This is a genomic window from Variovorax sp. V118, from assembly GCF_041154445.1.
Taxonomy (GTDB): domain Bacteria; phylum Pseudomonadota; class Gammaproteobacteria; order Burkholderiales; family Burkholderiaceae_C; genus Variovorax; species Variovorax boronicumulans.
In genome coordinates this window covers 5,993,550-6,017,089 of the sequence record NZ_AP028663.1, presented here as the reverse complement: position 1 = coordinate 6,017,089, position 23,540 = coordinate 5,993,550, and the positions used below count along the sequence as shown (strand labels likewise).

Genomic DNA, 23,540 nt, shown 5'->3' with positions numbered 1-23,540 from the left:
TCCATCTCAACAATGACTCTCAAAGCAAAACTGATCGCAGGTTACGGCGGTGTCGGCGTCCTCGTTCTGCTCTACCAGTGGATCTTCGTCTCGGGCGCGAGCTTCGGCGTAGCGTTCGGCAAGGCTCTGGTCTGGCCGGCCGTGATTTTTCCGGCACTGGGCGGATTCATCGGGGCCATCCTCCTGATCGCCATCCTGGTCGCCATCTACCTCGCTTGAGGAATGGGGCTCAACATGCCACAGAGTTCTTCATGCCGACCTATTTTCGTCATGCTTTCTATAGTCGCGTCCGCGGGGATGACGGCCTGCTCCAGCGATGAAAGCCGCATCTATGACGCCTACAAATGCGCCAACGTCGCGCAGATCCTTGGGCGTCAAGAGCAGGCCAGCGCCGCCGTCATGAAAGTCAAACCGCTTTTGGATCAGAAGACGGGCAACCCGGGCCAGTACATGATGGGTTTACGTGACAAGTTCACGGACGACATGGCGCTCTACAAGCTCAGCCCCCGCGGCCAAGCCGAGAAGATCAGCGACATCTACGAGTCCGGCACCTGCCAGAAGCTCTACCAATAGCTTCTCCGACCACGCCCAATCTTCCGATTGGGCGTGGTCGGTATGCCTTCTTTTTTTGGGGAGTCCATCGGGCATTCCTCAAGCAACTGCTTCTTCAAAGCCATGAACCACTACGACGTGCTGGGCATACGTCCCAGCGCCTCCCAGCAGGAGATCGAACTCGCCTACAGGAGCCGGCGCTCACAGTACCACCCTGACAAGTACGCCACTGCCGATGGCGACACGGTGAAGTGGGCAACCAACAAAATGCAGGAGGTCAATGTCGCCTATGCGGCGCTGTCAGATCCTGTCGGGCGAAAGGCATTCGACTCGCGCCCCCAAGCGGATGAGGGCCTGAGACCGCCGCGCGCGACCGAAAAACCTGCAGCTCGTGCAAGCTTTCGGGAACTGGTGCAGGCGCGGCTGGCCCCTTATGGGGGGTTCTCGCGGGTCTACTTCGCTCCACGCGTCCCAGCAAAGAAACTCGGTGCGGCTCGAGGCAACTACGCCGCCGACATCAAGGAAGAAGATGTTGTCGCACTCATTGACACCACGGTGTTCGGCGGAGCCAAAGAAGGCATTGTCTTGACCGAGGAGGGGATGCGAATCAAAGAGCTGATGTCGGCGACTACCGACTTGCCTTGGGCCGACATCCGCTCCCTCGACATCCGCGGGACAGCCGTCTGGGTCAACGGCCATCAGGTCGCCGACTGTCCCATGGTCGACAAGCCGGAAATGGAGCGGATCGTCGCGGTCATCCGAGAGTTTCTGAGACAGAGAGGCCCGAGCGACTCATCGAACGCGACAAACAGTGCCTCACGCGCGACGTCCGACGCGCCATGGACCGATCCGGTCTTGAGCCAAGAGGTCTACGCGGCGGCGAAGCAGCGACTCGTCGAGCTCTCCAATCTGTTGGAGCCCGTCGAGCAGGACGTGGGAGAGGAGTGGCTGGACCGGCGGGCGCTGGCGAAGCTCTTCGAACTTTCTCGTGAAGCGCTGGACGATCCCAAAAGGGCGAGATTGGCCTATCGATGGACCTTGGAGGCTGGACAGCTGTGCGAGGCGGCGGTCACCTCATTGAACCAGGGAGGGGCCTCCATCGATCAGGACCTGTTCCAGGGCAACTGGGACGAGCCTGTCGCAATTCGAGACCTGCGCGCAATGCTGAAGAACCTCTTCTCAGTGATTCGCGAGGAACGTGAGAAGGAAAGAGCGGAGCAGTTCTTCGCGAAATAGTTCGCGCGGGCTGGCGGTGGGCTGGGACCACAGCTACGCCGTCAAGGCCGATGGCACGCCCGCGTGCTGGGGCCGCAACTTCGACGGGCAGCTCGGCAACGGCAGCACCACGGACCGCGGCGCGCCGGTGACGGTAACAGGGCTGATCGACATCGTGGCCCCCAGCCTTGCTCGTCATCACAATTGCGCCGTGACGGCGAGCGACATGGTCTACCACTGGGGCGACAAGCCTTTGGCCAGCTCGGCGGCGGTGGCAATACAAATCAGAATGCACCCGATCGGGTGATCGTCGATGGCCGTAAAAGAACTGGTGAAGCGCTTGCGAAATACTCCCGGCCAACAAACGGCCGTAGCACTCAAGGAGCTCCTAGGTGCGGTGATTTTCTCGACCTTTTCTGATGCAGCCTAATTCATCTGGGCCGAGATTGCGGATCAACGCTGGATGCAAACGCCGCTCGGGCACCTTTGCTATTCCGCGCTCTTGATTGCTGCGATAGTCAACCCGCGCCGCGTAACCATTTCTCGCAAGTTCCGCATTGATCAGTGCAGCCACGCTGGCTTTGGTCTGTTTGACCTGACTCGCCAGTTGCTCGGGAGTCTTGCCTCCACTCAGCTTGCGGACTCCACCTGCTTCTGGGCGTGTTGGATGGGCACGCCGGAAATACTGCTCTGGCGGCCGTTCGATGCCATCAGGTGCTCGGTCCGAGAGCGAAATGTGAAGATGCGGGTGGTCGTCTCCAGAAATTTTTCCCCTTGGCCGATGAAAGGCAAACTCGAAAGGGCGGTCTAGAGTTATGAACTCGGTAATCTGCCATGCCAACGCTGTATTTTTCTCATCGGAAAGTTCCTTCGGCAATGAGATCAAATACTCTCTCGCCGCAGAACCATTGGCGCGCTCAAAACGATCCGCGGCTGCCCAGAAGGTCTGAGGTTGATTGTTTGCGAATGATGGCAGGTTGCCGCAGCCAAAGGCCACGAGATCATCTGCGGCTTTGTCCCCTTGTCGATTTATGTAGCGCGAATGCCGGGCGGCATTTCCTTTTTTATGGGATTTTATTTCGAAGCGCGATGCTGCCATGAAGTAGCTCCTTTCTCGTTGACTCAAAAAATGAGAAACGGTAAGTGAACATGCTGTTTATCTTTGTTCTCGACCACAAGCTTTTTCCATGATTGCCTTACCGGGGCAGCGATGTGTCGCTGCTCCAAATCATGCTCATGAGCGATCAAAAAAACGCAACTGAAAATGATTGCCGATTGTTTTATTGAGTAAAGAGTATTCCATTGAGAGCCGCAATGAATGAAAGGACATCGATTCGATGATTTCTTGCGCGCGTGCAGGGAACAAGCTTCCTTGAGAAAGTTGCCCGGCGAGTGGTACTAGAAGGCAGTGAAAAATCCAACGCCTGAGAAATTACGGAATGACAAAGCCTCCACGGGAGGAGAGGAATATCGATTGAATTGCGAAGACTATGAAGCCAACAAGGCTGCAATCAGTCTGTCGCAGATGGCAGGCTGAAGGGTGCGGTGGCGGTATAGCCGGGCGCATCGGCCTGGCCAGTTCATCTTCTGTCAGGGCACGCCCGGGCCATGCCTTGGCAGTGAATTCAGGGTGATCAGCGACAACTGTCATGAGGAGGCGGTCGCCGGTGGGGCTGGTCGCGCGCTTCAATGAGTCGCAAACCGTCAGGTCATCAACCCATGAAAACGAGTGAGCACTGCAAAGAAATGTCTGCGATTTCTGCGATTAGTCGCGAAGATCGCAGTCAGACTCGGCTTGGTATTGCTTCAAGTTGACCTGGGGGCGAAGTCGGCCATGTCTCCATCATGGGACGCGACACATAGTCATTCACCCACCCGTGCGGCGTGACCTGCACGTACCAAGTCTTGTTGTCCATGGAGACCGTGACCATCCCGCACGCCACCAACTCGTTGAGCGCAGGATCCGCACGCAGCTTGCGGCGACTCTTGATGGGGCCTGCGTTAAGAACTCTGTTGTAAAGAATGCGGTCTGAGCTAATTTTCCCTGCTTGTTCTTTTATCCAGGGCAGGAGCAATTCCGCATCCTTCCATGCTTGAGGAGCCGTGGGTTGAGGACCAAAAAGTCGCAGGTGCTCAGTTAGATACCACTTGGCAAAGTCGACGCCTCTTTCAGCATTTTTTGAAGATACGGGAGATGGGCCGTGCTCGAAAAACTGAAAGACCGCAGCAAGTCGACACGCTATTTCCGCTGTTCTGGAGGCCGCTTCGGGAATTTCGAAAAATGGGCCACCAGGGAGCTGACCTTGCTCCGTATCCCAGTAGTAGCGTTGGATCGCGGAAGCGGCCCATGGTTCGAATTCTATCTCGTAGGGATTTTTCAGCAGCGCGCGATCGGTGGAGAGTATTTGACTGATTCTCTCGTGGAATTTTTCCGCTGCATCCGTTGGCGGCGGAGGCCCTGCTGTTCTGTATCCTCGCTTGGCTTCGCTTTCGCATATCAGCATGCGTGCCAGCAATCCGCCGTTTTGCATGAGCGAAACATTGTTTCTGAAGCTGTCAAAAAATATCTCCTTCTGCACCCCGATGAGCAAGGAGAGTTTAGGATCTTCGATATAGATATCTTTCTTCGGCTTCCTGGTCGCGCGCGAATTTCCGATATCCTCACCACTCCAGGCGCTTGCCAATATTTGAGGATTCTTTTTGAATAGAGGTGACCGAAAAACAAGGCCACCCTCGGCGCTGCGGATCAAGATCGAAGGTACGTTTCTATCAAGAATTTCGTACAATGCTTCGGGAGTGAGATTTTCTTGAAGCAGGTTGAAGAAAAGTGGCTTCTCCGGTTTTGGGGGAGATGGAGGCCTTTTTACTTCTTCGTTGTTTTCATCTTCTATGCCTTCTGAATCTTCTCTTGTTGAGCTGTAGAATTCCTCTAGTCGGCGCTTTTCTGATTTCTCCCAAATTTTTGTCTTGACTGAGTACTCTTGATGCGCGGCCTCGGCAAGCCTTCGCTCTTTCCTGTCGAACTCCTTGATCGAGCTGGTTGCAGCATTTATCGCCGAGCTTTTACGTTCTCCGCTACCTGCCATAAAAACAAACCATCCGTTTACAGGACAAGTAGGCCCTGTTGGGCACTTGACTCGAACGAAGGATTGAACCGCAGTGGTGGCTACTCCTAGATAGGCCGATAGAACCGAAGCGTATGGCGCCTGTGTTTCCGCATAGGTTGCACAAACCGCGTTCCAAAGCAAAGGGGGAAGAGGGGGGGCGAATCTTTCATCTCGCCAGACGCGATGGTTCATTTGTAGAGTTTTTCCATTTCAATTTGATCTGAGGGTCGAGGATCTCTGCTTCGAGTTCGACAAGGACGCGGGTGAGCATTCATCCGATTCGCTACTAGACAGCTCGGTCTGGATGGCCCTCTGTTCGTTCGTCAGCCCCGAGAATCAAGGCGTTCCCCTCCGGGCTGCATGCCGGCGGATTGTCAGAACCGATTTAGGACGATCCGCTGCGGGAGGCGGTCCACGCAGGGCGGCGGCTGAGCTCAACTCCCTTGAACGTAGCGCGCATGTTGTGCGCGCTACGTTTCTTCGGGAATGCCAGGTTCACCGTCGAGGATCTGGTACTTGCGCATCTTTTCCCACAGCACCTTGCGGCTGATGCCCAGATGCTGCGCCGTGTCCTGGCGCTTCCAGTCGTTGATTTCTAACGCCGCGATGATGCGATTACGCTCGCTGCTGTTCCAGCCCTTGCGGTCGCCGTTCGCATCGAGCGCGACCCCTGTGCCGTTGCGGTCGGTGGCCAGCGCAGCGGGCGCCGGCGTGCCCCGCGTGAGCGCGATCGCGCGCTGGATCAGGTTCTGGTCCCAGCTGTGCAACTGCCGCGCGATCACGCCCACGCGCTCCGCGAGATTGCGCAGCTGCCGCACGTTGCCGGGGAAGTAGGTTTCGGCCACCGCATCGCTGAGCCAGTGCGGCGTTTCACCCAAGGCCTCGAGCTCGTCGCCGAGCACGTTCGCCAGCAGCGCCTTGAAGATCGCGATCTTGTCGATCTCGCCACGCTCTTCGAGGCTCGGGACGTGCAGCTCGATCACCGCGAGCCGGTAGAACAGATCGGCACGAAACTCGCCGCTCGCCACCATCTCGCGCAGGTTGCGGTTCGTCGCCGCCACGAGCCGGAAGTCGACGCGGATCGGTGACGTTGCGCCCAACCGCGTGACCGCGTTGTCCTCGAGCACGCGCAGCAACTTCACCTGCTGGTAGCGAGGCAAGTCACCGATCTCGTCGAGGAACAACGTGCCCCCGGTGGCCTGCTCGAAGTACCCGCGGTGCGCGTGCACGGCACCGGTGAACGAGCCCTTCGTGTGGCCGAAGAACAGCGACTCGAACAGCCCATCGGGAATCGCGCCGCAGTTCACCGCCACGAACGCGCCCTTGCCGTACTGCTGGTGCCCGATGTGAAGCTGTTGCGCAATGCGCTCCTTGCCCACGCCGGTCTCGCCGCGCACCAGCACCGGATGGTTGCAGTCGGCAAAGGCGCCCACTTCGGCGAGCAGCCCCTTCATCGCATCGGAATGCGCCACCAGCACGTCGGGCGCCTGCGGTGCGACATCGCGCGCACGCAGCTGGCGCACCAGCTTGGCCACCATCGTGCGCAGCTCGGCGCAGGTGAAGTCGTAGGGCAGGACGTGCAGGTACTCGGGCGGATACGTGCGCGAATCGCGCTCGCGCGAGGCGGCAGCCACCCAGATCACGGGCATGCCTTGCAGCAGCTCGGTGGCATGCGGCAGCCCGCCGCCATCGATGACGGTGACGCTGATGATCGCGACGGAAGGGCGCAGTGCGACACCGCGGTCCTGCTGGGGCGGCGGCAGGCCGTCGGCCCGGATGACTTCCACGTCGAAGCTCGCCATGCACCGCGCAATGCGGTCGAGGATGTCGGCTTTGCCTTCCCAGACAAAGAGGTCGAGTTCGTCGAAGTTTTGAGGAGAAGACATTAACGTGAGGAAACGAAGCGAGAGATCGCCGGCTTGCTATCAGTGGACGAGCTTCGTGTTCTTGCAGCCTAGCGATTGCAAAGAAACGCGAGAGCGCCCGATATCTAGCCCTGCTATATCGGAGAGAACAGTGTCGGAGATCAGCTTTCCTACGAGATTCAGGGCTGGCCGAAGCAACTCCATCACGGGAACAAGAATCCCGGCAAGGAGATTGGGTTTCGGGTCACTGGGCTGAGAGGGGGTCGTCGATCCAAGCAAGGCTCCCAGAAGATCCCCAACTGCGCCTAGGATTCCACTGCCCTGTGTGGTCTGAAGTTCATCAGCGAGCTTTTTTGCCACGCAGCTGTTGTACACCGCTGAACTTCCGGAGCACCCCGGATTGAGCAAAATGATGGGCGTTATTTCTTCATTCCATTTGGTTGGCATCGGACATGTGCCTATAGAAAGCAAACCGCATGGTCTGTCCCACGTGAAGCCATCGTTAGTCAAGAGAGTACGAGCCGAAGCAATGTTGTACTTTCCATTCGAAAGAACGCCTGCGCGTGATAGGTAGTCGTTAGCAGTGGTGGTTGCAACGCTGCTTGGAAGTGACGAGGGCGCAGTGACATCATCTCCTTCTTGTGCAAGAACAAGACCTAAGAGTTGGCTAATCAGTTTGACGACTGTGTCGCCAATCTTGAGGTCGTTCGGATCTGTATCGACAAATCCTCCGACGGGGACAGTTACCGATTCAGATTGACTCAGTGCAGGAACATGAGCCTTGCCTGAGAGAAGTGGAATTCCGAGGACCTGCACCAAGTTCATAGGCTGCAGTCCCGTTTCGCAAGATTTCGAGGTCGAAAAAACGGCTGCTTCAAACTGTGCCGGAGTTGGATTCGGCGTGCCTATGCCGGGGTTTCCGATGCAGGCATTAAGTATTGTCGATGTCACGTCAACACCCGCACGATTCGGAGAAGCACTGCAATCGATGGATGCGAGTTCTCCGTATGCGTTCGTCACGTCGATCATGATCGGAAGATTGATCTTCGTTCCCAAGAGATTGAGAAGGCCAGAAACCAAACCACCAGATGATGTATTGATGTTCACGTAGAGTCGAATTTGCGAGTTGTAAGCGGTCGCTCCGATGCCTCCAGCGCGCTTGACACCGCCGATCCCAATGGAGGGGGGCTCTATGACACGCAGCTTGGCCTCTGCAGAGATTCCCGTTAGTGCCGTCACTCCACCAAGCCCGAGATCAAGAGTCAAAGCATGCTTCTTTGTCCCGACACCGATCGCTGTGGTGAGAAGGGAAAGTGCGTCGATATCTACTGCCAATGCTGACAATGCAGTTGGGGCTTTGATGTTTGCAAATAGACCTCGTGGTGTTCCGGGCGTATCGCTGGCCGTACCAAGTTGGACAGAAAGCTCGTCGATGTCGATACCCAATGCCTCTATCGGGCCCAGCAAGACATCTGCGTTGATGACGCCCTGCTGGCCAGCCAGCGTGATGATGATGTTCACGATATCGCTGACCGAGATTTGACGCGCCGCAAGCAACGTATTCAGTTCACCGACACCGATGTCGACCGGGACGTTAATTTTCAGCGCATGAAGAAGTCCGGCTGGTGTGATCTTCACTCCAGCGAGTCCGCGATACGTGACGAGGTCAATGTTGGGATCCACTCCGATCAACCGCAAGATGCCGATCAATGCGCCCTCAGGGTTTGTATTAATGAGGTTGGATCCAACGGAAAAAACTGCCATCGGCTCATCGCGAACAGCGATTGCCTCGACTCCAATGATTCTATTTGGGGAGAACTGACTCAGGATCGAGAAGGATGGAGCTTCATTGATCGTTACTCGGACAGCGTTCGGTATGCCACTAGTGGCTGAAATCGTCGTTGGAGAGGACGCACTCCAAAGCCCGCATTCGACGGTCAGAAGTTTGACACTCGGTAAGTTGGTCTTCGCATTTTTTTCTGCTGCGGCAGTTTCTGCACCGCAGTCGGAAGGCGTCTCTACAGGTAGATATTGGGCTCCAGCGAGGGCTGCAAGATCGACTGCTTTCTGAAACTCTCGCTTCATGTAGAACAGGTAGCCTAGCTCTGAGCCTATCAACAAGATCACGATGAGGCTAAGGGCAATAGTCGCGTTGACAAGAATGGAACCGCTTTGTCTCCTCGTGCCTGGTGATGCCAAATTTCGGATCGAATTTGGGAAGGCGGCGCAGTTGAACTTCATGCTAAAGATCCTTGGCTAGAGCGCCACGGTCGCCCGCCCGGTCAGCTTATCTGGCATCCAAAGGCTGACATCAAAAAGTGGAATCGACGGTAGAAGTCGGTTCTCGCTATAGGAATAGATCACTGTCACCACGCCTGTCTTCTCACTACCGGCCTCTTCGATCTTTGGACTGATATCTACTCGATCGATGATCCATTGGCGCGGGTCAGCAGCCGCTGAGTGAGGAACAATCAGCGCAGCGGAAAGAGAGGAAACCACCGCACTCGTGACCTGACTTCGCTCCGTATCGCCGAACGCCGAATTTGAAAAAGAAAAAGCGATGGCACGCGCTCCATCTTCTGCCGCACGGGATACCACTTGCTGGATGTAGAGAACGGCGCCAAAAGTCGCGATACCGTACATTGCGAAAAAAAGGGTGGAGAAAACAAGTGCAAACTCAATGGCAGCCACTCCTCGTTGAAAGGAAACCCTTGCACCGCCTGTCGCTGCGCGAAACGATGCTCTCGTCATAGCGCTCTCCCATCGAGCAACATACTTGCACGCCCTATCACCTGGTCGGGGAGAGCGAGGTTCATCAAAGGCGGGAGGACTGTTCTCATGCCCGTCGTCGTGACTGTCACAACAACCTGGCATCGCTGACTCCAGCTGGGGCCACAAACCTGCCCGCAGCCGCTGCCCTCCAACTGACAGATCTTTGCGACCACGACAGGCTGCGTGGGAGTCCATCCGGCGGACTGCGTTCGAGCAACTCTCTCTGCTTCCTCTTCACGCTTAGTCAAGGTGACCTGGTATCTCAATGCTGCTCTTGCTCCGTCCTCCGCTGCATTTTGCAAGCTGAGACGTAGCGTGAGAAAAATTCCCAGTGAGACGATGGCATAGATCAGGGAAAAGAAGATCAGAAAGACAAGCGTGAACTCAACCGCATAGGCTCCTTGTTGAGTCTGTGCGGAGGGGGTTTGATTGCGGCCTAGTGCCATGTGCAATCCCAATAGTGAACTGCGTCGCCGTCTATCGTGCACCGCTTGATGCAGCACCTCCACCGGCGGAGCTCTTCATGGTAGATCCAAGGCGTTCCGGAATCGGGTGCTCAAAACTCTTCAGATAACGGTCGTAGCTTCGATTGGCGACGCTGCCGGTGATCGGCCGGGATGTGGAAGAAGCAGCTTCGTTGCTGCGTTGCAATGCGAGGAGATTGAGTGTCGCGTCGCCAACTTGCTGCGGCGACATGTCGAAAACTTCCTCTTCGGAGGGCGCTATTTGTTCGGTCGTGTGGGCTTCCAGGGGCCGCGTGGCATCCTTGCTCGTTGTCGCAGGGGCGGCAGCATGAAGTTCAGTCTTTTCCACTTCGGATTTGGTACTGAGAACGACCGCCGTGACGATGGCCTTGGTGTCCGTTTTCTCCGGCTTAGCAGAGGGTTGCCCAGAGGCTGCCGTTGCTGTGGCGAAGAAAAGGACCGCGGCCAACGAACAAGTGGACAGCATGGTTATCTGGTCGCCGGATTCGCGCTTGTTCATTGTGTACCTCGTGAAATTGTGCTTGATGAACGCGGTGTGTCTGTGAGTGACGAGACCGATGGATTCAACTGGTTGGCGGTGCGCATGCCGCCCATTCCGGCCCACCGAGTTGGCTTAAGCGCGAGGGGGAGGGACGCTGCGTCGTCGCGCGGCGGCATGGATGCCCCATCTGATGCGATGGGATACCCCGATGTCGAGGTGGGCCTGGAAAAGGGAGACAACGCAGCCGGACTCCCAGTGGCTCGCATCTGCAACGCAGCTTCGCGCACGGCAGCGCGCGTGGTGTCGGACATGCGGTTCGCATTCATCAGGGCCGTGGCTTGCTCCTGCTGATTCGTGACCTCAAGGTAGAGCGCAACATTGGCCTGCGCTTGCTTGCTTTCAGGCTGCAGCTGTAAGGCCTGCATCAGAGGCAGGCGTGCCTCCTCCAGCTGGCCGGCACGCAGGCTCGCATAACCCAGATCGCTCAACAGCAATGCGTCGGTGGGTGTTCGGCGCTGCGCCTGCTTGAAAAGTTGTACCGCCTCCACGTAGTTGCCGCGTGCGCCCGCCAGCAGCCCCAGGCCCCTGTAGCCCGCACTTTCTTGCGGTGTGGTCAGTAAGCGCTTATAGGCGGTTTCAGCAAGTTCAGCCTGATCGGTCTGACGCAGCGCGTCGGCGCGCGCGCGCGTCGAATCGGGCGTGATGCCCCAGCGCTGCTCCAGGGCATCGATGTGCGCCAGCGACGCAAACCACAGACCCTGTTGCTGCATTTGGTCGACGACCTTGAGGTAGGTCGACAGGGTGTCGATATTGGCGCCTGTCTTCGTCTCGTTGGCGGCCTCGAAGGCTTGTCGTTGCTGGGCATCTTCGCCAGCTGCATAGCGGTCCTTGGTCGCGGTGCATCCAGAAGTAGCCAGAGCTAGTCCTACCACCACAGATGACCATGTGACGCGTACGAGAGGACTGAAAAAAATGTTCATTTACCGACGCTCCCCAATGCCCGGACGATGGCGAGAAAGCCGGGGCCCGCTGTCACGATCAGCAATGCGGGCAGCAGCGTGAGCACCATGATGCCGGTCATCTTCACGGTGATCTTGCCGATGCGTTCCTTCATTTCCGAGCGACGATGCTCACGAAGCCGGTCACTGAAAGCGCGCAGCGGCTCCTGGACCGCGCCCCCATGACGATCGACTTGCACCAACAATGCAACCAAGCTGCGCAGGTTCTCGTTCTTGTGCAGCGTGGCAAGGCGGTGCAAAGAGTGCTCACGCGTGCGACCCTGTGCGTATTGCCGATTGGCCAGCGTCAGTTCGTAACCAAGGACGCGCAGCACGTGCGAGAAGTCGCTGGCCATGACCTGCAAACCCTGGTCCAGGCTCATGCCTACGCCTTGCAGCAATCGTAAAAGGTCCACGAAGAGCGGTAACTCTTTGGCGACCTGCGTTCGCCGACCGGCGGCGATTTGACTCAACAGCCATTTCGGCCCCATGAAGCCGATCACGATGAGTGTGGCAAGAACGGCAATGACTGTGCCTTGCTTGTGCCCTGCGCTCCAGAAGACAAGTGCCAGTAATGGAAGCAAGATCGCCAACAGGATACGAGTGACAAGGAATATCAACTGAGTGCGTTGAGACGGCAGCCCACACTGATCGATGAGGTTGCGGTCCTCGTCGGCGACAAGAGCATGGCCGAGGCGCGAATCCAACCAATGGAATGGAAGTTCGACGTCGGACTTGTATTGCGCTCCAAACTCCGTGTTGACTTCGGTGGCGTCTGTGGCCGATGGCATCGTGCCTTGGTGAATCGCCTTGCCGATCGCGTGGCCGCTGCGCGCACGGCGCAGTTCCGACGCAATCAACGTACCTCCCACTAGAAGCAGACCGAGCGCCAGCAATCCCAGGCTGATGGCGGTCAACACACCGGGTGTCAGCGTCATGCGATCCTCGCAAGGCGGTACAACAGCAGGCCACCCAATGCCTGAAGTCCAATGCCTGTGAAGACGAGCATCCTGCCGGTGCCGTCGTTCCACATCCCAAGAAAATAGCTTGGGTTGTTCATGATCATGAAGGCGCCTACCCCTACGGGCAGAAGTCCCAGAATCCAGGCCGACAGTCGCGTCTCTGATGACATCGCCACCAGTTCGTGCTCAGCCTGTTCGCGATCACGCATGAAGTTGCTCACGCGTTCGAGCAACAGGTCGGCGCGTCCACCGTAGCGCACGCCCAGCCCGAGGATTGAGGAAAGAAGGAACATTTCCTCGACACGCACATTGGTGGCCGTCTGGTGCAGTGCCTTGTCCAAATCCACGCCCGCACGGACCAGGGCGGCCGAGCGTTCCAGATGGCCGTGTAGCGGCTCCTGTGTGCTTCCGATTGCAAGCTGGAAGGCGGCCTGTGTCGAATTGCCGATGGTTATCAGGCGAACCATGGCATCGATGTAGCCCGGCAGTTGGGCAACCAGTTTGCGGCGCATCTTTTGCAACCGCAGCCAGACCGCGAAAATACCGGCCAGCGTGAGCAGCAAGAGGACCCCGAATGCGGGGAGCCAGCCGCCGAGGAGGCCGACAGCCAACGACAGCGCGGCAACGATGACCACGCCCAAAACGAGCACCCGAGGGGCTACCGCGCCCACCAGCCATGCGGGCACAGCCCGGTCGAGCCATCGCTTGGGGCGAGTGGCCGCTGCGGCCGTGGCCTCGGTCTCGAGCCATGGGTCAGTGGTCAGTCCGGAGACGAGGCTGCTGATCGGTTCAGCGGCCCGCGCGGGCGGCTGAGCAGAGAAGGGTGCCGGAGTGGATGTGGCCATACCAGCCTGAATTTGATGATCGAGATGTCGCCCGACGGTGTCTCGTGCCTGCCGTTTCTTTGCCCACTGCCACAGAAACAGACCGCACGCCGCCAGTAGTAGCGCTGTCACAGCAATGCCGAGCAGACCGCTTTCACGCACGATGCTCTCCCTGCTGCGCGCGTGCGAACGATTGCCTGAATCTCGTGATCTTCGGTGAGTGCGGCGCGATGCCGAGCGACACCCAACGGTCGCGCTCCTCGCCGTCGGGAGAAACGATCGGATCGTAGCGATAGAGCTCCTGCATCGCCACCACGTTGTCGTTCACGCCAGTCACTTCGCTCAGCGAGATGATGCGGCGCTGGCCGTTCGACATCCGTCCGATCTGCACGATGAAGTCGATCGCGCTGGCGATCTGGCGCCGCAGGCTCACTTCACTGCCCTGATAACCGGCAAAGCCTGCGAGCATTTCGAGGCGATAGAGGCACTCACGCGGCGAGCTCGCGTGGATCGTCCCCATCGAGCCTTCGTGACCGGTGTTCATCGCCTGCAGCATCTCGATGACTTCGGCGCCGCGCACTTCGCCCACGATGATGCGGTCGGGCCGCATGCGCAGGCTGTTGCGGAGCAGGTCGCGGATCGAGACCACGCCCGTACCGTCGAACCCGCCGGGGCGGCTTTCCAGTCGCACCACGTGACTGGTACTGAGCGAGAGCTCGGCCGTGTCTTCGATGGTGATTACACGCTCGCGTGCTGGAATGAAGCTGGCCAACGCGTTGAGCAGCGAGGTCTTGCCCGAGCTGGTACCACCGCTCACGAGGACGTTGCAGCGTGCGCGCACCGCGATCTCCAGCAGCTGTGCCATGCCGGCATCGAAGGTGCCAAGCTTCACCAGGTCGGCTGGCGTGAGCGGTTCCTTGCGGAACTTCCGAATCGAGACCGATAAGCCATCGATGGCCAGTGGCTCGATGATCACGTTGATACGGCCACCGTCGGGCAACCGCGCATCGACCATGGGGTTGGCCTCGTCAAGCCGGCGGCCCAGCGGCGCGAGGATGCGGCGCACGATGCGCATCACGTGCTCGGAATCGGCAAAGCGCAGTGTTTCGCGCTCCAGCATGCCATGTCGCGACACATAGACGTTCTGGTAGCCATTAATCAGGATGTCTTCGACCGCAGGGTCGTTGAGCAGATCCTCCAGCGGCCCGAAGCCGGCCAGCTCCTTCGTCAGCGCATCGGCGATGAGCTGCATCTCGCGGTCGTTGATCGGCACGCGGCGCAGGCGCACGAAGCTGTCGACCTCCAGTTCGACGAACTGCTGAATTGAGGCGCGCGACCAGCGGCCGAACTCCGCGCCCAGTTCCTCGATGCGACTCAGCAGGTGATCATGCGTCCAGCTCTTGATGTCCTGGAACTGCTGGGAGTTGATGAACGTCTGGTCGTCGTCGGCAAATTCGATATCGGTGGACATGGACTGTTCAACCTTGGGTAGAGCTCTTCCGGAAGCCGATGACCTTCGACATCAACGTCGAGGTCCAGCGCGTGGCCCCGACCGGCGCCGGCACTGAACCTGTCGTGCACTCTTGGTGCAGGCTGCGTGCGAGGTCGGCCACTGCCTGTGAATAGGGGTCGTTGCGTGCGATGCGAACCAGCATCTCGCCGCGGCTCGCAGCTCCGAGCAATTGGGCGCTGCGCGCTGGCACCACGTGGCGAAGCGGCAGTTCGAGCCGCTCGGCGATGTCCTTGGCCGCAAGCCCTACGTGGCTGTCGAACTTGTTGACAACGAGCGACAGCTGATCGGTCTCGATGCCGCGCGTACGCAGCTCCTTGAGCATGGTTGCGGTGGACACGATCGCACCGATGCTTTGATCGCACACGACCCAGGAGCGCTGGGCTTCCTTTACCGTCTGCGCCACGAAGTCGATGGTCGAGAAGCCGCCCAGATCGGCAATCTGGAAATCGAAGAAGTCGCCCAGGCGCTTGATCAGCGCAACCGAGTCGGCGTGCGAGATTTCGCGCACCTGCGCGAGGCTTGCCGGCAGTGGCAGCACGGCGATGCCACTGGCGTGATGCGCGAGAGCTGTCTGCAACAGCGTCTGGTCGAGGCGGCGCAGGTTGCGCACGCCGTCGACGAAGCTGAAACTGCTCTGCGTGTCGAGATAGAGCAGGCCGTCGCGCGCAGGCAGGCCCAGGTCGAGAAGGGCCACGCCATGTCGCGCGCTGCGGCCGGGTGTTCTTGCCGGCGCTTGCGCCGGCTGGGCCAGTTGATCGTTGATCACGAGCGACAAGCTGGCCGCGAGCGTGGTCACGCCGATGCCCGGCCGGGCACCGAGCAGGGCGATGGTGCTTCCGCGCGTGCCGCTCGACAGGGTGCTGCGTCGCTCAAGCAACTTGCGCAGCGTGTTGGCCGCATCGGTCTGCGGTGCGGCCATGTCGATGAAATCGTCCACGCCAGCACGCAGTGCGGCCAGCATCGAAGCCGGTTCGGCCGAGATGCCCGTTGCCAGCACAGGCAGCGTTGGCCAGTCACGCTTGAGGCGCTCGTGCAGCTCGCTCGCGGCCTCGGCGTGGTCACCGGCGAAGTCGAGAAAGACGGCCGCTGGGCTGAGCAGAGCGACGCGCTCATCAAGCGACTTGATGTCGGGCGACAGCATCACCACCGCGCCCAGCCTGGAAAGAGCATCAGTCAACCACGTGATGTGGCCGCCGTTGGGCGAGGCGAAGAGATAGGTCTCTGCGCCGGTTTCGGGAAGGTGGTCGCGAGGGGCGTTCATGGCGTCGGCCACGGGTCGTGAATGGCTGGTTTCCATTAGCGGGAGAAGCCAGGCACTGTCGTGCCAGAGGCTGGTCCCAGAAGGTGCGCGCGCCACACCGGGCCATCGCGCTGCTCGGCGCCGCCAGGCATGTACGGGGTGAGGTCGGTGTTGCGCGCAATCGGCTTCACCAGGTGCGGTGTGACAAGAATGACAAGCTCCTTCTCACTCATCTGGTACCTGTTCTGTTTGAAGAAGGTACCCAGCACCGGGATGTCGCCGAGCAGCGGCACCTTGTCTGCATTCGAGGTGGTGGTGCGGCTCACCAGGCCGCCGATGATGAAGCTCTCGCCATCGCCGAGCTCGACCGTGGTATCGGCGCGGCGCGTGGTGATGGCCGGCACGGCCACGCCGTTGATGCTCAGCGAGTTCGTGTAATCGAGGTCACTGGCTTCGGGGGCGACCTTGAGCACGATGCGCTCGTTTGACAGCACCGTGGGCGTGAGAGTAAGGCCAATGCCGAAAGGCTTGTATTCGATGCTTGTTGTACCCAGACCCTGGGGTACGGGCACTGGCAGTTCGCCGCCGGCCAAGAAGCTTGCGCTCTGGCCCGACAGTGCCACCAGCGTGGGCTCGGCGAGCACGCGCGCCATGCCATTGCCCTCAAGGAAGCCGACGTTCAGCCCGATGCCGGCTTTGCCGAAGTTGAACAACAGACTGAAGGCTTGCGCGAGAGGGTTGTTGTAGTCGCCACTGATGCTTCCATCCGACGCGAACGTCGCGGACTTCAGTGACGATGGCGTGAAGGAGCCAAAGCTGAATCCATTGGAGTTGGCACGCGTGCTGAAGATGTTGAGGCCCGCCTGCTTGAGAACGCTGCGGTTGAACTCGACGACCTTGACCTCGACCTGCACGGTATTGCTGCGCACATTGACGATGGAGCGATCGACCAGTGGAGATTTCTCTCCGCCGGCGGCCAGTGCGGTTTCTCGCGCTTCCTGATGCGCGGTCATGCTGTCGAGCGAGCCAGTGAGCGTCGAGGCACGCCGGCGCACTTCGAGCGCATACACCGTGGCAGTCGATTGGCCCTTTTCCCAGATCATCAGCGTGGTACGGCCTGCAGCCTTACCGGTCACGATCAGGCGGGCTGCCGGCAAGTTCGGCGTTTGGCGGGTGAGTGCAACCCCGGCCACTGCTTCGTCGGCAATAGCCATGCGCTCGATGCCCTTCGGGATGAGCAGTTCCTTCTGCGAGCCGGCATCAATGCGGAACGGGATCGGTGCGCCTGCAGCGACGGCTTGCGCATTGGCTACCGAGGACGCAACGGGCCAGACGCCCGGTGTCAGCAAGCACATCACCACGAGGGTCGGACGCAGGGCATGAACCGGAGCGTTGTGCTTCGCGCGAGGAGGGTGCGTCATGGTGTTTTTTTCGTGCGGGGCATGCATGGGCGTGACGCCGATCAATAACGGATGGTTTCGCTGCGATCGCCGCGGATGACTTCGACTTGGAGACCACCACGGCTGGCGCTGGAGTTGGTTGCTGCGGGGGCTCGCACCGAGGCTGTGGGGGCGCGAAGGGCGCCGGGTTTGCCGCCGGTCACGAAATCGGCGGCCGTCAGACCGGCCTGGGCACGATCCAGGCCTTCGAGCGGTGCCCGCGGCGGTTCGCCGCGTTTCGGTGGTACTGGCTGCAGAGCTGTGGGCAATTCAGCAAACAGCTTTGGATCGGGCTCCGACATATCGGTGGGGTTGCGCAGTGCGAGCAGCAGGCGGCCACTGTTCTCCGCGAGCGCTAGGCGATTGACATCGTCCACCGGCACTGCAAGCACAGCCGTGCGCGCGGCTTCGGCGCGTTGCTGCGAGTTGCCGTTCTTGTCGGCTTTGGAGGCCAAGCCGTCGACTGAAGCGCTGCCGAATGCCAGCACGCGCTTGCGCGACAGCAGCAGGCGTGCCTGGCTGCGGTCGATGTCCTTGCTGTCGGACTTCAGCATCAGGAAAACATCGACGAAGTCGCCGGGCTGGACTTTGTTGCCAACGCCCATGACTTCGTCGGCCTTGACCGCCACGGCGCGTTCACCTTCTGAAACGCGCAAGGCAAGGCCGGAAACCAGTTGACCTTCGAGCAGGGGAGAGCCTGCACCAAGATCTATGACGGGGACGCGGCCAGCGAGGGGTGCGGTCTCTTTGAAAGCCCCTGTCGGATTGATCGTCAGTTGCTCCACGCGCAGGGCATCGGCTGGGATCGCCTGGCCGGCTGGCAACGGCTTGGCTGCGACGACCACGGGGAACGTCGGTGCTAGTGCAGTCTTGGCAGGCGTTGCGCCAGCGGTTGCGGCTGCAGGCGGCGGAGGCGGAGGCTTGCGGCTGAGAACCCATGCATAGCCTCCGAGCGCAAGGGCCAGAAGCACGAGGATGGCGGCGACGATTTTGGTGAGGTTGATCATGGGCGGCGAACTGAGGGAAGGGAGCAAGCGTTCATGATGAAAGAGATGAAGGGCCTGCGAGTCGGGGCAGTGCTAGTTGTGACTAGCTCTGTCGCCCCCAAACCATCCACGCCGCAGTGGCCAACGCGAGATAGGCCGCATAAGGAACGATGCGAGGCCGGCGAGTGGGCGCGCCGGATTCGAAGGTTGGCGACGGGCCGACCAACAAGAAGGCGAGTCGCGAGAAACAAGGCCAGCGCTTGAGCGCGAGCCAGAGGACGCTGTGGATGCAGGCCATCAGGCTGGCCGCTATCCAGATCGGAGCAAGAGCTGACAGGCCGACCCACAGACCGAGGGCGCCTGCGAACTTCACGTCCCCCGCTCCCATGAGGCCGAATGCGTAGAAAAGAAGCAAGAAGCCGAACCCGACACCGGCCCCGAGAAGGGCAAAGGTCCAATTGATCCCGAGCGGCTGTATCCCGAAGGCGAGTGCCGCGAGAGCCATGACGGCTCCAGCAAGCACCAGCCAGTTGGGAACGCGGCGCTCTCGAAAGTCATAGACAGTCACGAGAAGTAGCCAGAGCAACAGGATGACATCGGCTTTCAAACTCGGATGTCTTTACTTAGTCGGCGGCAGGACCGCCGAGTGCTGTGGAAATTCGGGAGTAAACGCCGGTGATTGCGCTGCCGAGGGTTCCATCGGTGGCGAATACGGCAGTCAAAATAACGGCCATCATCCCCGCAATAATTCCATATTCAATTGCAGTAGCACCTTCTTCATCGCGCAGAAAACGAGTAATAGAACTAAGCATGGTGATCTCCTGAAAGGAAGTGTTAACAAAGGCTGGCACGGTGGATGTTATACAGCGTAACTCCGTGTATCAACAGGAGAAACACACCGGATCGAGTCCCGGATGTGCTACTCGGAGGGGTAAAGCAGGAAGGCGGCCAGCCTCGTTCGGCCCCCACAACGGGGCAGAAAAGGTCACTTATTCACAGTCTGGAGATGTTCGTTTCCCTCTGTAACCCGCATGCACACTGGCATGGACGAGGGGAACACGTTACGGGCGCGGGAACGTCCGAACGTTGAGTGTTACGGGAACATGCCCGTTACGTGTTACGTAGCGCGGTACCTAGGAGTGCAATTTGTAACACTCGACAAGGCGGCTCCGTTTGAGCAATAAATCACACTTTTGGGGCCGAGACCCCTTCGGGGATGGGGGCTCAGCCGAGGATTTCTTCGTGGAAGAGCTTCCACTCGCCGCCCTGGCGGAGCCAGTACTGGCGGCGGGTACGGCCGTTTTTCTCGCCCTCGAACACCTCGCCGAAGGTGGCGACCATGGTGTCCTCGGTGTCGCGCCAGTGCAGGTAGGACGTGTCCTTGATTTGCACTCGTTTACCTTGTGCGTAGGTCAATTCGTCGCGGAGTACCGCATCGGCATCGACGGGCTTGCGGCTGGCGCGCTGGAAATCCGGCAAATAGAATTTTTTCAATTGCGCTTCATTGCCGCTGGCGCGCGCGTCTTTCCAGGCGGTAATTGAATCGGCGAATTTCTTTGTTTCTTTTTCGGCCTGCGGCTGGGAAATCCATTGCAGGCTGCGCGCGGTGACGACGGGGGTGGCGCCGATCTGGACCTTGCGCAGCAGCTGCTTGAGGTCGGGGTTGGCCATGACGACGCAACCGTCGCTGGCCAGCGGCGCCCGCGCGAACTGCTGGGGCGGGGTGCCGTGCAGCCAGATGCCGCTGCCGGTCTTGCCGCGCCGCACGTCGTACGGGTTGGGGTAGTTGATGGGCAGGGCGCCGGCGCCGTAGAAGTCTTTCAGCGAGCGCGGGTCGAGGCTGCTGGTGATGTAGTACACGCCCAGCGGGGTGCGCGCGTCGCCTTCGACGGCCTTGTCGGTGCCCGACTTGCCGACGGAGATGTAGTAGTCGGCAACGAGCTTCAGGCCCTTGTCGGAGTTCTCGAACAGGTACAGCCGCGAGCGCGAGGCGTCGACGGCAATGGCGAAGCGGCTGCGGGTCGAGAGGGTGAGGAACTGCGAGGGCACGGTGCCGGCGGGCGGGCGTTCGCGCAGGGCCTGCAGGCGGCGGCGCGATTCCTCGTGCAGCTCGACCATGGCCGGGTTGCCGCGCAGGCGCGCGATGCCAGCGGTGTCGGGCATGGCGTTCGACGGCGGCACCTGCGCCGCGAGGAGGTCGCCGTACACGAGCTGCGCAAGCTGGAAGTTCGGATGGTCGCGCACGAGGGTCTGGGCCTTGGCCAAAGCCTCTCGGGTCTTGCCGCGGCCGAACAGTTCGTAGACGCCGATCAGGCGGGCCTCGGCGCCGCTGGCTTCCTGCAGCGGCGCGGCGGTTCTGGCGGTCTTGCGGGCCGGGCGCGTGGCGCCCGCGTTGTCTGCCGCGACGGCGGACCGCTTGCCCTTGGCTTGCAACTGCGTCTTGCTGGCGCCGCTGCCGGCTTTGGCGCCCCTGGCTTCCTTGGCAGGCGCGCGGCTGCCGCCCGCCTTGGCGGCCTTGGTGCCGCTGGTCTTGGCGTTGGCCGACTTGCTGGAACTGCTGCTGTTGTTGGCTGCGAGCGCGGCGCCGGGCGTGGCCAGCAGGATCGCAGAAGCGGCCGTCAAGGCCGCGAGCAGTTTCCCGCTCCGCAGCGGGAACGGGAGGGTCTGAAGCCGGCCGTGCCGGACGATGTCTGCCACTAGCCGCCGACGCTTTCCTTGCGAATGTGCCACTGGTTGCCGGAGCGTTGCAGTTCGAGCGTCTTACGGCTCGCGATGTTGAGGTTGTCGGCGCGGTAGATCTGGCGGAACTTGGCGGTGGCGGTCTGTCCGTCGACCTTGATCGCGAGGTTCTCGAGGTTCACGCTGATGCTGGACTTGCCAACGATGCGCGCGCGGCGGTCTTCTTCCCAGGCCTTGCGGCTCTGGCCGCCAGCGGGCACGAAGTCGCTGCCGTAGGCGGCGAGGTAGCGGTCCATGTCCTGGCTGGCCCAGGCCGAGGCCCAGCCGCGCACGACGGATTCGATCTCGGCGGTGGACGCCGGGGCTGCAGCAGGCGCTGGTGCCGGTGCCGGTTCAGGCGTCTTGGCGACCGGCGCGGGCGCTGCGGCCACCTTGACGGGCGGCGCGACGGGCGCGACAGCGGGTGCCGGCGCGGGCGCAGGCGGGGCCTTGGCGACGGGCGCAGGAGCGGGCACGGGTGCCGGAGCAGGTGCCTTGGCGACCGGTGCGGGCGCAGGTGCCGGGGCGGGAGCCTTCGCAGCCGGTGCGGGTGCAGGCGTCGTCGTGGCCGAAGCCACCAGCGTCGAGCCCTTCGAGCCGGCCGCCGGCGGAGCGGTGAAGAGCGTGCGGATCACGGCCAGCTTGGGCTGCACCGCGGTGTTGTTCTGGTCGAGCTGCAGCGCCTTGCTGTAGGCCTGGCTGGCCAGCCGCGCGTACACGTCGCCGAGGTTTTCCTGGGCGGTGGCGTAGCTGGGGTTGGTGCGAATGGCGCTTTCGAGGGCGTTGCGGGCCTTGTCGAACTGGTTCTGGCTCGCGTAGATGACGGCGAGGTTGTTGAACGGCTCGGGCAGCTCGGGCGCGTCTTGCGTGAGCTGGGTGAAGGCGGCGATGGCCTCGGTGCGCTTGCCGGTGTCGAGCTGGATCACGCCCTTCAGGAAGCGCATCTGCGGATCGCGCGGCTTGTCCTTGAGGAAGGCCTCGGCCTTGGTCATGGCCTCGTCGAGCTTGCCGGACTGCATCAAGCGGTCGACCTCTTCGTGCTCGGTCGCGGCCAGCGCGGGAAGCGCGGCGCCGCAGGCCGCAACGGCCAGGAACAGGGCGCGCACGGTGGGGGAGAAGCTGAAGCGGGCGCGAGGCCGGGGGCTCTTGGGCATTGCGGACAAGACCTCGTTGGTGGGGAAGGGGAATGCGGCAGGCATTGTAAATGCGCCCGTCACCTCTGGATACCAAGCTGACGGAGCCCTGCGATGGCCCTATTCACAGTTGTGCTGAACTTGTGCGCTGCAGCATCATCATGTAACGTCTCGTAAGCAAAATGCACGTGTTTACCCTGATTTTTCCAACCCTCCGGAGTCCGTCTTGAAGATCACCAAACGCCGCCTGCTCGAAGGCGGCGCTGCAGCCATTGCCACCTCGCTGTTCACGCCGGCCTCGTGGGCCCAGCGCGCGGCAGGCGGCGATGCCGCCTGGCCAACCAAGCCCGTGCGCATCCTCGTGGGCTTTCCGGCCGGTGCCTCGCCCGACCTGGCGGCGCGCGCCATCGCGGAGCCGCTCTCGAAGCTCCTGCGCCAGCCGGTGACGGTGGAGAACAAGCCCGGCGCCAGCGGCAACCTCGTGGCCGCCGAAGTGGCCAAGGCCACGGACGACCACACGATCGGCGCGCTGATCAACGGCAACCTCACGATCGCCAAGCTGCTGAACCCGTCGCTCGACTTCGACCCCGAGAAAGACTTCGCACCCGTCGGCCTGATCGGCACCGCGCCGCTGGTGCTGGTGGTGTCCGGCGGCGCCACGGGCAAGTCTGCGGCCGACCTGCTGCTGTGGGTGCGCAACTTGGGCAGCGCCGGCAAGTACGGCACGCCGGGTGTGGGCACGGTGGGCCACCTGGGCATGGAACTGCTCAAGAGCCGCGCGGCCATCACCGCGCAGCACAAGCCCTACACGGGCAACCCGCAGGTGATCGCCGGCATCCTCGCAGGCGAGATCCAACTGGCACTGCTGCCGCCCGGGCTGGCGATGCCGCACGTGAAGTCGGGCAAGCTCAAGGCCATCGGCGTGACCTCGCCCGAGCGCAGCCCGCTGGTCAACGAGCTGCCGACGATCCGCGACGCCGACGTGCGCGGCGCCGACCTCGAGATCTGGACCGCGCTTGCAGCCCCCGTCAGCATGAAGCCGGCGGCGGTGGCCAGGCTCAATGCCGCGCTGGTCGAGGTGATCAGTTCGCCCGAGGTGAGCGGCGAGCTGCTCAAGACCGGCTGGCAGGCGCAGCCTGGCTCGCCCGACACGCTGGCCAAGCGCATGCGCGCCGACACCACGCGCCTGGGCGGCGTGATCCTGATGAAGGGCATCCGCTCCGAGGCTTGAGCCCTCGCGAGGGCGATCG

At 60.9% G+C, this 23,540-nt stretch carries 23 protein-coding genes; 5 read left to right on the top strand and 18 right to left on the bottom strand.

What is annotated here, in order from left to right; translation table 11 throughout:
* The first annotated feature begins 12 nt into the window (after nucleotides 1–12).
* From ACAM52_RS27980 to ACAM52_RS27965, 4 genes are all read left to right on the top strand, one after another.
* Nucleotides 13–219: a hypothetical protein gene (locus ACAM52_RS27980; protein WP_208510368.1), complete on the top strand. Its 207-nt coding sequence runs from the start codon at nucleotides 13–15 to the stop codon at nucleotides 217–219.
* Nucleotides 220–297: 78 nt separating this feature from the next.
* Nucleotides 298–573: a hypothetical protein gene (locus tag ACAM52_RS27975; protein ID WP_369645154.1), complete on the top strand. Its 276-nt coding sequence runs from the start codon at nucleotides 298–300 to the stop codon at nucleotides 571–573.
* Between the two features lie 102 nt (nucleotides 574–675).
* Entirely contained in the window at nucleotides 676–1,788 is a 1,113-nt protein-coding gene (locus ACAM52_RS27970) for a J domain-containing protein (protein ID WP_369645153.1), read from the top strand.
* Nucleotides 1,789–1,804: 16 nt separating this feature from the next.
* Nucleotides 1,805–2,074: a hypothetical protein gene (locus tag ACAM52_RS27965; RefSeq protein WP_369645152.1), complete on the top strand. Its 270-nt coding sequence runs from the start codon at nucleotides 1,805–1,807 to the stop codon at nucleotides 2,072–2,074.
* Between the two features lie 81 nt (nucleotides 2,075–2,155).
* Here ACAM52_RS27965 and ACAM52_RS27960 read toward each other — a convergent pair whose 3' ends face one another.
* The 18 genes from ACAM52_RS27960 to ACAM52_RS27875 all read right to left on the bottom strand — a co-directional run bounded on the left by ACAM52_RS27960 (nucleotide 2,156) and on the right by ACAM52_RS27875 (nucleotide 22,311).
* Nucleotides 2,156–2,866 (bottom strand): MobA/MobL family protein, encoded by a 711-nt coding sequence (locus ACAM52_RS27960; protein ID WP_369645151.1) that lies wholly within the window; start codon nucleotides 2,864–2,866, stop codon nucleotides 2,156–2,158.
* Between the two features lie 685 nt (nucleotides 2,867–3,551).
* A complete protein-coding gene (locus ACAM52_RS27955) occupies nucleotides 3,552–5,066 on the bottom strand; it encodes a DUF3987 domain-containing protein (protein ID WP_369645150.1) in 1,515 nt (504 codons plus the stop codon).
* A 278-nt stretch (nucleotides 5,067–5,344) separates the two neighbouring features.
* Nucleotides 5,345–6,760: a sigma 54-interacting transcriptional regulator gene (locus ACAM52_RS27950; protein WP_369645149.1), complete on the bottom strand. Its 1,416-nt coding sequence runs from the start codon at nucleotides 6,758–6,760 to the stop codon at nucleotides 5,345–5,347.
* Between the two features lie 39 nt (nucleotides 6,761–6,799).
* A complete protein-coding gene (locus tag ACAM52_RS27945) occupies nucleotides 6,800–8,980 on the bottom strand; it encodes a TadG family pilus assembly protein (protein ID WP_369645148.1) in 2,181 nt (726 codons plus the stop codon).
* Between the two features lie 15 nt (nucleotides 8,981–8,995).
* A complete protein-coding gene (locus tag ACAM52_RS27940) occupies nucleotides 8,996–9,490 on the bottom strand; it encodes a TadE/TadG family type IV pilus assembly protein (RefSeq protein ID WP_369645147.1) in 495 nt (164 codons plus the stop codon).
* Nucleotides 9,487–9,957 carry a TadE/TadG family type IV pilus assembly protein gene (locus ACAM52_RS27935; protein ID WP_369647792.1) on the bottom strand — a complete coding sequence of 157 codons (471 nt, stop codon included), beginning with the start codon at nucleotides 9,955–9,957 and terminating at the stop codon, nucleotides 9,487–9,489. Before ACAM52_RS27935 ends, ACAM52_RS27940 begins: the two co-directional genes overlap by 4 nt.
* A 31-nt stretch (nucleotides 9,958–9,988) precedes the next feature.
* Complete coding sequence (locus tag ACAM52_RS27930; RefSeq protein ID WP_369645146.1) at nucleotides 9,989–10,495, bottom strand: DUF3613 domain-containing protein; 507 nt, start codon at nucleotides 10,493–10,495, stop codon at nucleotides 9,989–9,991.
* The gene (locus ACAM52_RS27925; protein ID WP_369645145.1) at nucleotides 10,492–11,457 is read right to left on the bottom strand and encodes a tetratricopeptide repeat protein; all 966 of its coding nucleotides are present in this window, start codon (nucleotides 11,455–11,457) and stop codon (nucleotides 10,492–10,494) included. The genes ACAM52_RS27930 and ACAM52_RS27925 overlap by 4 nt, the downstream gene beginning before the upstream one ends.
* The gene (locus ACAM52_RS27920; protein WP_369645144.1) at nucleotides 11,454–12,413 is read right to left on the bottom strand and encodes a type II secretion system F family protein; all 960 of its coding nucleotides are present in this window, start codon (nucleotides 12,411–12,413) and stop codon (nucleotides 11,454–11,456) included. Before ACAM52_RS27920 ends, ACAM52_RS27925 begins: the two co-directional genes overlap by 4 nt.
* On the bottom strand, nucleotides 12,410–13,423 hold the full coding sequence (locus ACAM52_RS27915) for a type II secretion system F family protein (RefSeq protein ID WP_369645143.1): 1,014 nt from the start codon (nucleotides 13,421–13,423) through the stop codon (nucleotides 12,410–12,412). Before ACAM52_RS27915 ends, ACAM52_RS27920 begins: the two co-directional genes overlap by 4 nt.
* The gene (locus ACAM52_RS27910; protein WP_369645142.1) at nucleotides 13,416–14,732 is read right to left on the bottom strand and encodes a CpaF family protein; all 1,317 of its coding nucleotides are present in this window, start codon (nucleotides 14,730–14,732) and stop codon (nucleotides 13,416–13,418) included. The genes ACAM52_RS27915 and ACAM52_RS27910 overlap by 8 nt, the downstream gene beginning before the upstream one ends.
* Nucleotides 14,733–14,739: 7 nt before the next feature.
* Nucleotides 14,740–16,035: a CpaE family protein gene (locus ACAM52_RS27905; RefSeq protein WP_369645141.1), complete on the bottom strand. Its 1,296-nt coding sequence runs from the start codon at nucleotides 16,033–16,035 to the stop codon at nucleotides 14,740–14,742.
* Nucleotides 16,036–16,070: 35 nt separating this feature from the next.
* The gene (locus ACAM52_RS27900; RefSeq protein ID WP_369645140.1) at nucleotides 16,071–17,435 is read right to left on the bottom strand and encodes a type II and III secretion system protein family protein; all 1,365 of its coding nucleotides are present in this window, start codon (nucleotides 17,433–17,435) and stop codon (nucleotides 16,071–16,073) included.
* A 41-nt stretch (nucleotides 17,436–17,476) separates the two neighbouring features.
* Nucleotides 17,477–18,460, bottom strand: coding sequence for a Flp pilus assembly protein CpaB (gene cpaB / locus ACAM52_RS27895; protein WP_369645139.1), 984 nt, complete (start codon nucleotides 18,458–18,460; stop codon nucleotides 17,477–17,479).
* A gap of 82 nt (nucleotides 18,461–18,542) precedes the next feature.
* On the bottom strand, nucleotides 18,543–19,046 hold the full coding sequence (locus tag ACAM52_RS27890; RefSeq protein WP_369645138.1) for a prepilin peptidase: 504 nt from the start codon (nucleotides 19,044–19,046) through the stop codon (nucleotides 18,543–18,545).
* Between the two features lie 16 nt (nucleotides 19,047–19,062).
* On the bottom strand, nucleotides 19,063–19,251 hold the full coding sequence (locus tag ACAM52_RS27885) for a Flp family type IVb pilin (RefSeq protein WP_369647791.1): 189 nt from the start codon (nucleotides 19,249–19,251) through the stop codon (nucleotides 19,063–19,065).
* A 412-nt stretch (nucleotides 19,252–19,663) separates the two neighbouring features.
* Nucleotides 19,664–21,061: a murein L,D-transpeptidase family protein gene (locus ACAM52_RS27880; protein WP_369645137.1), complete on the bottom strand. Its 1,398-nt coding sequence runs from the start codon at nucleotides 21,059–21,061 to the stop codon at nucleotides 19,664–19,666.
* A 74-nt stretch (nucleotides 21,062–21,135) separates the two neighbouring features.
* Nucleotides 21,136–22,311 (bottom strand): tetratricopeptide repeat protein, encoded by a 1,176-nt coding sequence (locus ACAM52_RS27875; RefSeq protein WP_369645136.1) that lies wholly within the window; start codon nucleotides 22,309–22,311, stop codon nucleotides 21,136–21,138.
* A 205-nt stretch (nucleotides 22,312–22,516) separates the two neighbouring features.
* Here ACAM52_RS27875 and ACAM52_RS27870 point away from each other — a divergent pair, with 205 nt between their 5' ends.
* Nucleotides 22,517–23,521 (top strand): Bug family tripartite tricarboxylate transporter substrate binding protein, encoded by a 1,005-nt coding sequence (locus ACAM52_RS27870; RefSeq protein ID WP_369645135.1) that lies wholly within the window; start codon nucleotides 22,517–22,519, stop codon nucleotides 23,519–23,521.
* The last annotated feature ends 19 nt before the right edge of the window (nucleotides 23,522–23,540 follow it).

Excerpts from the sequence above, each read along its gene's own strand:
- ACAM52_RS27980 (WP_208510368.1), top strand. The coding sequence starts at position 13 with ATGACTCTCAAAGCAAAACTGATCGCAGGTTACGGCGGTGTCGGCGTC.
- ACAM52_RS27975 (WP_369645154.1), top strand. The coding sequence starts at position 298 with ATGACGGCCTGCTCCAGCGATGAAAGCCGCATCTATGACGCCTACAAA.
- ACAM52_RS27970 (WP_369645153.1), top strand. The coding sequence starts at position 676 with ATGAACCACTACGACGTGCTGGGCATACGTCCCAGCGCCTCCCAGCAG.
- ACAM52_RS27960 (WP_369645151.1), bottom strand. The coding sequence starts at position 2,866 with ATGGCAGCATCGCGCTTCGAAATAAAATCCCATAAAAAAGGAAATGCC.
- ACAM52_RS27955 (WP_369645150.1), bottom strand. The coding sequence starts at position 5,066 with ATGAACCATCGCGTCTGGCGAGATGAAAGATTCGCCCCCCCTCTTCCC.
- ACAM52_RS27950 (WP_369645149.1), bottom strand. The coding sequence starts at position 6,760 with ATGTCTTCTCCTCAAAACTTCGACGAACTCGACCTCTTTGTCTGGGAA.
- ACAM52_RS27945 (WP_369645148.1), bottom strand. The coding sequence starts at position 8,980 with ATGAAGTTCAACTGCGCCGCCTTCCCAAATTCGATCCGAAATTTGGCA.
- ACAM52_RS27940 (WP_369645147.1), bottom strand. The coding sequence starts at position 9,490 with ATGACGAGAGCATCGTTTCGCGCAGCGACAGGCGGTGCAAGGGTTTCC.
- ACAM52_RS27935 (WP_369647792.1), bottom strand. The coding sequence starts at position 9,957 with ATGGCACTAGGCCGCAATCAAACCCCCTCCGCACAGACTCAACAAGGA.
- ACAM52_RS27930 (WP_369645146.1), bottom strand. The coding sequence starts at position 10,495 with ATGAACAAGCGCGAATCCGGCGACCAGATAACCATGCTGTCCACTTGT.
- ACAM52_RS27925 (WP_369645145.1), bottom strand. The coding sequence starts at position 11,457 with ATGAACATTTTTTTCAGTCCTCTCGTACGCGTCACATGGTCATCTGTG.
- ACAM52_RS27920 (WP_369645144.1), bottom strand. The coding sequence starts at position 12,413 with ATGACGCTGACACCCGGTGTGTTGACCGCCATCAGCCTGGGATTGCTG.
- ACAM52_RS27910 (WP_369645142.1), bottom strand. The coding sequence starts at position 14,732 with ATGTCCACCGATATCGAATTTGCCGACGACGACCAGACGTTCATCAAC.
- ACAM52_RS27905 (WP_369645141.1), bottom strand. The coding sequence starts at position 16,035 with ATGAACGCCCCTCGCGACCACCTTCCCGAAACCGGCGCAGAGACCTAT.
- ACAM52_RS27900 (WP_369645140.1), bottom strand. The coding sequence starts at position 17,435 with ATGACGCACCCTCCTCGCGCGAAGCACAACGCTCCGGTTCATGCCCTG.
- cpaB (WP_369645139.1), bottom strand. The coding sequence starts at position 18,460 with ATGATCAACCTCACCAAAATCGTCGCCGCCATCCTCGTGCTTCTGGCC.
- ACAM52_RS27885 (WP_369647791.1), bottom strand. The coding sequence starts at position 19,251 with ATGCTTAGTTCTATTACTCGTTTTCTGCGCGATGAAGAAGGTGCTACT.
- ACAM52_RS27875 (WP_369645136.1), bottom strand. The coding sequence starts at position 22,311 with ATGCCCAAGAGCCCCCGGCCTCGCGCCCGCTTCAGCTTCTCCCCCACC.